Genomic DNA, 7,731 nt, shown 5'->3' with positions numbered 1-7,731 from the left:
CCCCCCTACATCCCGGTGCAGTCCCACTACCATCCCGCCCCCACGAAGCGTGAGCCCTTCATCCCTGCCGTGTCGCCCGGGAAGGTGCTGCAGCGTTCCAGGGCCTACGGCGTGGCGAGCGCCATGCTGCTCGTCATCATGATCGTGGCGGCCGTGCTCGCGCCCGTGCTGGTGGCGGTGCTGGCGATCCCGGTCGCGGTGCTGCTGCGGGCGGCCGACCTGGCGCAGCCCGCGCTGATGGCGCGCCGGGCCGCGGGCGCGGCGGCGCTCGACGTGGTCAGGGTGCTCTCCCTCCCCAAGGAGCTCGCCAAGTCGGCGGGCATCACGCTGGCTCTGCTGCTCTACGCCGTCATCCTGGGACTGCCGGTGACGCTGCTGCTCACCGTGGTCGCCAGGATGGACCCGTCCTACGCTCTGGCGTGGGGCGCCGCGATCGCCCTGTGGACGGTGTGCGCCGGTCCGGGGGTCGAAGGACCGGGCAAGCAGATGCGCAGAACGCTCTCATCGCTCGTACCCTCGAGAACAGCGGCGATGGCGATGGCGGGAGTTCTCGCGGCGGGTGCCGCGCTCTCACTGATCCTCGCCTACGGCACGTTCGGGGACAAGCCAAAGGGGGCCGTATGGACTCCGCTGAACGTCGATCCAGTGGTGAAGCAGCTCGAAAGTCTGAGAGGGAATTCAGGAGGATGACGCGGGGAAGGTGGCGATGAACACCCAGGCACCAGAGCGCCTCGGCCCTTACCGGCTGGTCAGGAAGATCGGCGAAGGCGGCATGGGGGTCGTCCACCTCGGTCTCGACGGTGACGGCCGCGAGGTCGCGATCAAGGTGCTCCATCCGCACGTGGCCGCCGACCTCAAGGCGCGCGACCGGCTGACCCGTGAGGTCGAGACCATGCGCCGGGTGCGCAGCCCGCACGTGGCCGAGGTGATCGACGCCGAGCTCGTCGGCGGCCAGCCCTACGTCGTCACCCGCTTCGCGCCCGGCCGCACGCTGGAGGACACCGTCCTGGCCGAGGGCCCGCTGGAGGCACGCGACCTCATCAGGCTCGCCCAGGGGCTCTGCAGGGCCCTGGTGTCCATCCACGCGGCCGACGTGATCCACCGTGACTTCAAGCCGTCCAACGTGATGCTCGTCGACGGTGAGCCGCTCGTCATCGACTTCGGCATCGCCCACCTGGTGAACGCCACCCGGCTCACCCAGACCGGCATGTTCGTCGGCACGCCCGGCTATCTCGCGCCCGAGATCATCCGCGACTCCGAGATCACCCAGGCGGCCGACGTGCACGCGATGGCCTCGACGGTGTTCTTCGCGGCGACGGGGGCGCCGCCGTTCGGCACGGGCACGTTCGAGGCGGTCTGCTTCAACATCATGGAAGGCCGGGCGCAGATCGACAAGGCGCCCGTGTGGCTGCGCGGCTGGCTCACCCGCGCGCTGCAGGTCGAGCCGTCGGCCCGGCCCGACGCGCACGAGCTGCTGCGGATGGCCAAGGCGCTCGACCCGTCGGTGACCACGTTCAACGAGGCGTCGTCCGACGGCCCGACGGGCACCAAACGCGTGGGCAACCGCACCCGGACCATGGACACGTTCTCCGACCTGCTGCCGCCGGTCGAATACGGCGCGCCGCCGGCGCCCCAGCGTCGTGCCGACCCTCCTCCCCGCTACGAGGAGGCGCCGCCGCGGCGCGAGGAGCGGCCGCCGCCCTACGTGCCCGCGCCGGTCTCCGCCCGGCCGCCCGCGCAACGTCCCGACCAGCACGTGGCGGGCTACGCGGCGCCCCGGCCCACCGCTCCCTCCCAGGCCAGGCCCTACACACCGCCGCCCGAGCCGCGAACGTACACTCCGCCGTCCGAGCGGAAGAAATACCTGTTCGGCAGCCAGTTCGTGGGGCTGCTCATGCTGGTCACCCTGGTCGCGCTGACCGTGATGATGCCGGTCATGGTGGGCGCGATCGCCGTCGCGATCGTGCTGGTGCTGCGCATCGGCGAATACCTCTTCGGCGACCTGGTCAAGCGCCGCCAGCTGCGGGGGAGCAGCGCGGCCGACCCGTGGCTCGTCGTGGTGGGCACACCGTGGGCGCTGGTCAAGTCCGCGCTCGTGTCGGCGGTGCACGTTCCGCTGGCGCTGCTGTTCGGGGTCTGCGTCTGGGGCATGCTCCACTGGGTCGGCCAGATGAGCGTCAACCTGGCGGCGTCCTACGCCGCGGGCGCGTTCGTGGCGGGCCTGTTCGTGTTGCCCGGCGGCGGCGCCCCGCGCAAGGCCGTCACCCGTACGCTCACCGGCGTGCTGCGCAGCCCGGGAGCCGCGCTGGTCGCGGTCGTGCTGATGGGCACGGCGGCGTTGTTCGCGGTCATGTTCGCGCTGGGCCAGGAGGCGGTGTGGGCGCCGTGGCGGGCACCGGAGACCGTGATCGAAGACCTGGCGAGCGACGCCAGGCAGACCACGGTGGGCCTGATCACCGGAATGATCGACAGCTTGCTCGACGGGCTCGGGCTGGGGTTCCTCACTCCCTGGAACTGAGTGTCCCCGCGGGCTCCCGGGGGGAGAGAAGAAGTATGGGCGACAGGCTCGGTCCGTATGAGCTCCTCTCCCGGCTCGGGGCCGGTGGATTCGGTGAGGTGCACCTGGCGCTCGACGCCGAGGGGCGTACGGTCGCCGTCAAGGTGCTGCATCCGCATGTCGCGGCCGACGGCGGCGCGCTGGCCAGGCTGGCGCGCGAGGTCGAGACCATGCGCAGGGTCGGCGGGCCGCACGTGGCGGAGGTGCTGGACGCCTCGCTCGAGGGTTCCCGCCCCTACCTGGTGACCCGCTACGTCCAGGGCCGGCCGCTCAGCGCTGTGCCCGTTCCCGTCGCTGACCTGCGCCTGCTGGCTCACGGGCTGGCCGACGCGCTGCTTGCCATGCACGAGGCGGGCGTGGTGCACCGCGATCTCAAACCGGCCAACGTGATGATGACCGAGGGGGAGCCGGTGGTCATCGACTTCGGCATCGCCAGCGCCCTCGATTCGTTGTCCGTCACGGCCTCGGGCGCGGTGGTGGGCACGCCCGGCTACCTGGCTCCCGAGGTGCTGGAGGGCAGGAGCGCGGGCCCGGAGGCCGACGTGTTCTCGTTCGGGGCGACGCTGGCGTACGCGGCGACGGGGCGGCAGCCGTACGGGCAGGGGCCCGCGTCGGCGGTCGCCTACCGGGTCGTGCACCACGCGCCCGACCTGGAAGGCGTGCCGGGCTGGCTGGAGCCGCTGTTAGCCGAGTGCCTGTCCACCGATCCCGCTGCGCGGCCGACGGCCGCGCAGATCTGCGCCAGGCTCGATGTGGCGCCCGTCTCCCACGTGCCTCGCGCACACCCGGCGACGGCGCGCTCGCGCACCGCCGCCGACGACACGAGCACGCGGGAGTGGCGGCCGGGCAAGGAGCGCCCCCAGCGGTCCGTGGAGGAGTCGCGGGCGCGGCACAGGGAGAAGGTGCGCAGGCGGTGGGTGATCGGTTCGGGGCTGTTCGTGGCGCTGCTGGCGGCCGCCGCCGAGGAGACGCTGCCCGAGGTGGCGCTGTTCCTGCTGGCGGCGTACGCGCTGGGTGTGGTGTCCGACGCCGGGGTGGCGCTTTTCACGCGCGGCCTCTATCGGCGGCGCCGTGTCGTCACGGATATGGTCAGTGTGGCCGGGGCGGTCGGGCTCTGTTTCGGGCTGGCGGCGGTGTTCAGCACGTTCACGCTGGCGTTGTTCGCGGGCACGGCCCTGGTGGTGGGGATCGTGTTCCTCTTGTCGGCGTGATCCTCACCCCTGGGCAACGAACAGAATGAAGTTCGGTAGGGTGGAGCCGGCGGGATCCTCTCGCCGGCCGCCCCCACCCGGCGGTTGCACAACAACTACTCATGGGTAACATAACGCCAGACCATGGCACACCCTCTGTCGGGAGCCCGGCGGGCACCTGGCAGTCTGGACAGCATTGCATTCGGCGCCCACCGCAGTGAGGCGGTGGCGCACGCGAACACGGGAGGTCGGCCACCGGCCATGAACATCGTCGTCTGCGTGAAGCAGGTCCCCGACACGGCGACCGAGCGCAAGCTGCGGTCCGATGACAACACGCTCGACCGCGACGCCGCCGACGGCGTGGTCAACGAGCTCGACGAATACGCGGTCGAGGAGGCACTGAAGCTCAAGGAGGCCCACGGCGGCGAGGTGACCGTGCTCTCCATGGGCCCCGCCAAGGCCACCGAGACCATCCGCAAGGCGCTGGCCATGGGAGCCGACAAGGCCGTCCACCTCAGCGACGACGCGCTCCACGGCTCCGACGCGCTGTCCACCTCGTATGCCATGGCCCAGGTGCTCAACAAGATCGGGTTCGACCTGGTCGTCCTGGGCTCCGAGTCGACCGACGCGCGCACCGGGGTGCTGGCCGCCATGCTGGCCGAGCGCCTGGGCGCGCCGCAGCTGACGCTGGCCAACAAGGTCGACGTCGACGGCACGTCCATCACCGTCCAGCGCATCACCGACTACGGCTACGACCGGGTCGAGGCCACGCTGCCGGCCGTCGTGTCGGTGGTCGAGAAGATCAACGAGCCGCGCTACCCGTCGTTCAAGGGCATCATGGCGGCCAAGAAGAAGCCGGTCGAGACGCTGGCCATCGGCGACGCCTCCATCGACCCGGCGCAGGTCGGCCTGGCCGCCGCCTGGTCCGAGGTGGTCGACTTCGCCCCCGCGCCCCCGCGCGCCGCCGGCACGATCGTCAAGGACGAGGGTGACGGCGGCGCCAAGGCCGCCGAGTTCCTGGCCTCCAAGAAGTTCATCTGAGCACGGGAGAGAACAACTGATATGTCGGAAATTCTCGTTCTCGTCGAGCAGGTCGAAGGCGAGGTCAAGAAGGTCACGCTCGAACTGCTGACCCTGGCCCGCTCCCTCGGCGCGCCCGCCGCCGTCTGGGCGGGCCCGGGCATCACCCCCGAGGCCAAGGCCAGGCTCGCCGAATACGGCGCGGAGACGATCTACGTCGCCGGGTCGAGCGACATCGTCGACCACGTCGTGGCGCCCAAGGCCGAGCTGCTGGCCCAGCTCGTGGCCGCCAAGTCGCCCGCCGCCGTGCTCGTGGCCGCCACCGCCGAAGGCAAGGAGGTCGCCGGCCGGCTGGCCGTCAAGACCGACTCCGGCGTCATCACCGACGCCGTGGGCCTGGGTGAGGGCTTCGTGGCCGACCAGTCCATCTTCGGTGGCGGCGTCAACGTGCACTCCCGGGTGCGCAGGGGCACGCCCATCGTCGCCGTACGCCCCAACTCCACCGCCCCCGAGCCGGCCCAGGGCGCCGGAGCCGAGGAGGAGGTGACGGTCGCGCTGACCGACGCCGCCAGGGCGGCCCGCGTCGTCGAGCGGGTCAAGCAGGAGAAGGGCGCGAGGCCGGAGCTGACGGAGGCCGCGATCGTCGTCTCCGGCGGGCGCGGCGTGGGCTCGGCCGAGAACTTCTCGGTCATCGAGGGCCTGGCCGACGCGCTCGGCGCCGCCGTCGGCGCCTCCCGCGCCGCCACCGACGCGGGCTGGTATCCCCACCAGTTCCAGGTGGGGCAGACGGGCAAGACGGTGTCGCCGCAGCTCTACATCGCGGCCGGCATCTCGGGCGCGATCCAGCACCGGGCGGGCATGCAGACCGCGAAGACCATCGTCGCGATCAACAAGGACCCCGAGGCGCCGATCTTCGAGCTGGCCGACTACGGCGTCGTCGGCGACCTGCACCAGGTCGTCCCGCAGCTCACCGAAGAGGTCTCCAAGCGCAAGTAGGGCTTGAAGGGGGCGGTGCCGCACGACGCGGCGCCGTCCCTTTTCGTGGGATCACTGCCCGCGAAGGGCCGGAAGGCGCACGTGGAAGGCCGCTCCTTCGCCGGGCACGGAGCGCACCTCCACCCGTCCTCCGTGGGCGGTGACGATGGAGCGTACGATGGCCGGCCCCAGCCCCGCCGGTCGCCCGCGCGCGTGAGCCGTCCGCCCGGTGGAAGCGGTCCAGCACCCGCTCCACCTCCTCCGCCGCCAGCCGCCCCACGTCGGGCGCGGTCATGCCGATGACCACCAGGCGGTCGGCGGTCATGGCCATCTCCGACACGCGGTCTTGCCCGCTCCGTTCGGGCCGAGGAAGCCCGTGACGAGACCGGGCCGTACGGTGAAGGTGAGATCGTCCACGGCGACCACGTCGCCGTGACGTTTCGTCAGTGCGGTGAGCTGGATCATGCGATCCAGCCTGCGTCGCCTGTTTGGATGCGTTCTGAGCGGATCTATGAGTCCTCTGTGAGCGGGGCGCCGCCACTAGCGGGCGGGCGGCGCCCGCGCCGAGGTCCACAGGGAACGCACAGCCCCAGGGGCAGGCCGCTCAGGCGGCGGCTTCGGCGGGTTCCCTGACGGGCAGCGGCGTGACCGGGGCGGGGTCCTCGCGCGGGAGCAGCCGGGAGGCCAGCGCGATCAGCACGCCGAGGACGACCGCGACGCCGAGCGCCGTACGCAACGAGGTGGCGTCCGACATGAAGCCGATCACCACGGGCCCGAGCAGCAGGCCCGCGTACCCCATGGCCCCCGCCTGGGCGATCGCGGGACCCGGCGTGCCGGTCGCGGTGCCGGCCAGCGACAACGTGAGGGGCGAGATCGTCGCCACGCCGAGCCCGACGAAGAACATCGCCGCCACCGCCACCAGGGCCGCCGGCGCGATCAGTACGGCGGCGAAGAAGCCGGCCGTGGCCACGCCGGAGACGGTCAGCATGCCGCGTACCCCGAACCTGGCCCGCAGCCGGTCGCCGGTCAGCCGGGCGGCCAGCATGCCGGTCTCGAAGACGGGGTAGCCGAGTGCCGCCAGGGCCTCGGGTGCGCCGAGTTCGTTGCGCATGTAGAGACCGTTCCAGTCGGCCACCGTGCCCTCGACCATGAACGCGAAGAACATGATCGCGCCGAGCAGGTAGACGACCGGCGGCATGCGGTGCCGGCCCGCCGGACCGATGCCGGTGGACGGGGGCTCGGGCAGGTGCGTACGGCCGATCAGCACCGTGACGGGCAGCGCGGCCAGGCCGACCAGCGCCACGTTGGCGGTGAACGGCAGGCCGGCGGCGATGGCCAGGCTGCCCAGGGCTCCGGCGGAGATGGCGCCGACGCACCAGCCGGCGTGCATGCCGTTCATCAGCGGCCGCCCGTAGGCCTGCTCGACGGTGGAGCCCTGGGCGTTCATGGCGACGTCCATGACGCCGAAGGCCATGCCGAAGAGCACGACGGCCACCATGAACAGCGGCAGGTTGGGGGAGAGCGCCACGGCCACCAGGCTGAGTGCCGTCAGCGGGCCACCGATCCGCAGAACCGCCCTGCTGCCCGCGCGCGCCATGACGCGCCGCATGGACTGCATGGTCACCAGAGCGCCCAGGCCCCATGCCAGCAGGATCGTCCCGACCATGGCCTCGGACAGGGCCAGCTTGTCGGTCAGGGCGGGGATGCGCACGGTCATCGTGCCCACCATCAGGCCGGCAAGGACAAAGGTGAGGACCGCCCCGTAACGGGCACCCCTCAGCTCGCGGGTCATAAGGCCACACCTCACACGGAGTCGTTGTCTTCAGGGGTTCCGGACGCATGGGCGTCCAGGCAGGGGAGGGAGAGCGGGGTCGCTCACCGCAGGGGAAAAGCCCCGGCTCGATCGGGCCGTGACGGGCCCGTGAGCAGGGGTGTCGAACGGAATCGGCGCGTGAACTCGCGCGGGGACCGGCCGCCCGTGGGCGGGCG

At 71.8% G+C, this 7,731-nt stretch carries 6 protein-coding genes and 2 pseudogenes; 5 read left to right on the top strand and 3 right to left on the bottom strand.

Features of this window, described 5'->3' with window-relative positions:
• The 5 genes from E1267_RS41165 to E1267_RS41145 form a co-directional block, all read left to right on the top strand.
• The coding region (locus E1267_RS41165) for a hypothetical protein (protein WP_220449921.1) at positions 1 to 690 on the top strand (690 nt) is incomplete at its 5' end.
• Positions 691 to 706: 16 nt separating this feature from the next.
• Positions 707 to 2,518 carry a serine/threonine-protein kinase gene (locus E1267_RS41160; protein WP_132341337.1) on the top strand — a complete coding sequence of 604 codons (1,812 nt, stop codon included), beginning with the start codon at positions 707 to 709 and terminating at the stop codon, positions 2,516 to 2,518.
• A gap of 35 nt (positions 2,519 to 2,553) precedes the next feature.
• The gene (locus E1267_RS41155) at positions 2,554 to 3,768 is read left to right on the top strand and encodes a serine/threonine-protein kinase (RefSeq protein ID WP_132341335.1); all 1,215 of its coding nucleotides are present in this window, start codon (positions 2,554 to 2,556) and stop codon (positions 3,766 to 3,768) included.
• A gap of 240 nt (positions 3,769 to 4,008) precedes the next feature.
• Positions 4,009 to 4,788 (top strand): electron transfer flavoprotein subunit beta/FixA family protein, encoded by a 780-nt coding sequence (locus E1267_RS41150; protein ID WP_132341333.1) that lies wholly within the window; start codon positions 4,009 to 4,011, stop codon positions 4,786 to 4,788.
• A gap of 21 nt (positions 4,789 to 4,809) precedes the next feature.
• The gene (locus tag E1267_RS41145; protein ID WP_132341331.1) at positions 4,810 to 5,763 is read left to right on the top strand and encodes an electron transfer flavoprotein subunit alpha/FixB family protein; all 954 of its coding nucleotides are present in this window, start codon (positions 4,810 to 4,812) and stop codon (positions 5,761 to 5,763) included.
• Positions 5,764 to 5,814: 51 nt separating this feature from the next.
• On the opposite strand, the pseudogene E1267_RS47740 reads toward E1267_RS41145, so the two are convergent.
• From E1267_RS47740 to E1267_RS41130, 3 genes and pseudogenes are all read right to left on the bottom strand, one after another.
• Positions 5,815 to 5,946, bottom strand: a pseudogene (locus tag E1267_RS47740) (ATP-binding protein); the annotation flags it as partial.
• Between the two features lie 126 nt (positions 5,947 to 6,072).
• Positions 6,073 to 6,207 (bottom strand): annotated as a pseudogene (locus E1267_RS41135) (ABC transporter ATP-binding protein); the annotation flags it as partial.
• Positions 6,208 to 6,346: 139 nt separating this feature from the next.
• Positions 6,347 to 7,534, bottom strand: coding sequence for an MFS transporter (locus E1267_RS41130; protein ID WP_132341329.1), 1,188 nt, complete (start codon positions 7,532 to 7,534; stop codon positions 6,347 to 6,349).
• Positions 7,535 to 7,731 lie beyond the last annotated feature (197 nt).

The sequence above is a fragment of the Nonomuraea longispora genome, assembly GCF_004348345.1.
GTDB lineage: Bacteria > Actinomycetota > Actinomycetes > Streptosporangiales > Streptosporangiaceae > Nonomuraea > Nonomuraea longispora.
This window is presented reverse-complemented; position numbering and strand designations above follow the sequence as displayed.

Coding starts and splice junctions, on each gene's coding strand:
- E1267_RS41160 (WP_132341337.1), top strand. CDS start 707: ATGAACACCCAGGCACCAGAGCGCCTCGGCCCTTACCGGCTGGTCAGG.
- E1267_RS41155 (WP_132341335.1), top strand. CDS start 2,554: ATGGGCGACAGGCTCGGTCCGTATGAGCTCCTCTCCCGGCTCGGGGCC.
- E1267_RS41150 (WP_132341333.1), top strand. CDS start 4,009: ATGAACATCGTCGTCTGCGTGAAGCAGGTCCCCGACACGGCGACCGAG.
- E1267_RS41145 (WP_132341331.1), top strand. CDS start 4,810: ATGTCGGAAATTCTCGTTCTCGTCGAGCAGGTCGAAGGCGAGGTCAAG.
- E1267_RS41130 (WP_132341329.1), bottom strand. CDS start 7,534: ATGACCCGCGAGCTGAGGGGTGCCCGTTACGGGGCGGTCCTCACCTTT.